The organism is Frankia sp. CeRuru1 (assembly GCF_977966315.1).
Window position 1 is genome coordinate 8,437 of sequence record NZ_CDWWEW010000177.1, and the last position, 2,109, is coordinate 10,545.

At 70.5% G+C, this 2,109-nt stretch carries 1 protein-coding gene; it reads right to left on the reverse strand.

Annotated features, from left to right (window positions below):
- Window positions 1-164: 164 nt before the first annotated feature.
- Window positions 165-1,676 carry a hypothetical protein gene (locus AC08OP_RS14045; protein WP_476614600.1) on the reverse strand — a complete coding sequence of 504 codons (1,512 nt, stop codon included), beginning with the start codon at window positions 1,674-1,676 and terminating at the stop codon, window positions 165-167.
- Window positions 1,677-2,109: the final 433 nt, after the last annotated feature.

A 2,109-nucleotide genomic window follows, 5' to 3' on the forward strand; every position in this document is an offset into this window, starting at 1 on the left:
CAACCGGGCACGCTAGCAGGACGCTGCCGGCGGCGAGCCCCCTCGGAGACGCTCCGGCACGGGTGTCGCCGGGCGTCGCGATCCGGCTGCTCGCGCACCGACGGGAAGCCGGACACCGCCCTCCGGAACGTCAGAGAGACCGCGGCCGCCGTGCCGCCACCCCCTCACCGGTTGCGGCGCGGGCCGTGGCCGCGGGCCGTGACCTGCGCCGCGTCCTCGTCCCTGCCCGCGGACGCCGGCCCGGTCCGTACCGGGTCACCCGGCGACGGGTCGGTCGGCGTGCCGTCCTCGTCGGAGCCGGCCCGCGCGACGGTGGCCGGGGTGCCGGTGCACAGCGGCGGTAGGGTGGTCGAGCCCCGAACCGTCGCGGGCCGGAAGATCCGTCGTTTCCGCCACACGAACAGTCCGGCCGCGATGGCTAGGACGCCGCGGCCGTTGATCGCGTAGAGCGCGATCCCGCCTTCGTACTGCAGGATCGCGGCCACCAGCGCCAGCAGGCCCAGGAGAGCCGCTGGATGGCGACATCCGCGCAGCGCGTACTCCAGTCGGGCGAGGACGAATCCTCCCAGAGCCGCGAGGGTCACCATCCACGGCGGACCGCCGATGGGCAGCAGCTCGCCGAGCTGGGTGGGCAGGCGGTCGAACGCGTTGGTGATCCCGTAGGTGGCGGACAGGCGCGTCTTGAGGGAACGCGACTCCAGGTCGGAATTCAGTTTGTCGGGATTGAGAAAACGCGGGACGGCGATGTTGACGTCGTTCCACAGGGTTACCGGGCCGATGGGCGGAGAACCGTCGCGGAGCCGTCGCAGGATTATCGACGGGTAGGAGTTCCCGTCCAGGCGGACCCCGAGGTTTCCCACCTCGCCCGGGTTTATCCCGCGTTCCAGATGGGTCAGACCGGCGGCCAGGGCTTGCAGGCGCTGCCCGGGACCCACGCTGTACCCGAACACCTGCCGGCCCGCGTCCGCGCGTGCCCCGTAGATGACGACGTAGGCCAGAACCACGAGCGCGACGACCGAGACGAGCTGCCGTCGGCGTATGGGAATCCCGACGATGGACAGTAGGTAGATCACCGCGCCCGCCGCTATCGCCACCGGCAGCCGCTGCCCCGCCAGTGTGTGCAACGTACACTGGATGCCGAGCACCGGGAGGAATCCGCGGCCCTTCGTCCGCACGAGCACGGCGAAGCTTCCCAGGGCGAGGCCGACGACCAGGAACTGCGTCGCGAAGCCGCTGACGAGGTAGGGACTGCCGGTGACCGTCGAGGGGTCCGCGTCGCCGGACGAGGTGTTCCTGCCGACCGCTGTCACGGCCACCGCAGCCAGGGCCAGCGGAGTCAGGACCCGCCAGTCGAAGAAGTCCAAGACTTCCTCCCGGCGGCAACCGGTGGACGGCGGCGTGCGTTGGGTTGCGAAGCGATAACCGGAAGCGAACGCGAGCAGGGAGAACCCGACCAGAACGGTGTAGGCCGCGACGTCGGACTCCGTGGTCAACAGCCGGTTGTCACTGTAGGACGGCACCAGGACCTGCAGGACCTCCGTCACCCCGTGGTAGGCGATGGCGGCACCGACGAACATCAGCCCGAGACTGGACACGGCGCGCCGGCCCCGACCGCGAACCACCACGACCAAGGCGAGCCCCTGCAGCAGCAGACCCAGCGCTAGCGTGGCCGACACACCGCGCCTCCGCCCGTCGTGCCGGGTGCTCTCCGGGGGAGCCCCGGTCCGATGGTGACCGGCCCGGGCGACCCGAACCGCGCCATCCTTCCCGCATGGTGAACAGGCTTGATAAATCCGTTTACAGACGATCTCTGAACGGCCGCCGTTGCACGTCTGCTTCCGGCGTTAGGCTGAAGACCGTCGACCGGATAGCTCCGCGTGCTGCCCATGAACATCTCCGGACCGATCTCTACCGGGCCGCAGCCCAGATCTTCGTCGACCTCGTGGAGTACACCGACTTCCCACGGGCCTGAGCCGGGCCGGTGGTGGACGGGCCGGGTCACGACGCCGCGGGTGGGGGGCCTCGCGGTTGGCTCCCCGCAGCGCCAGCGTCATGATCCTGCGTTCCGGAGGTTGCTCCGGAACGGCCGCGGCGGTGTCGGTTGTTCGG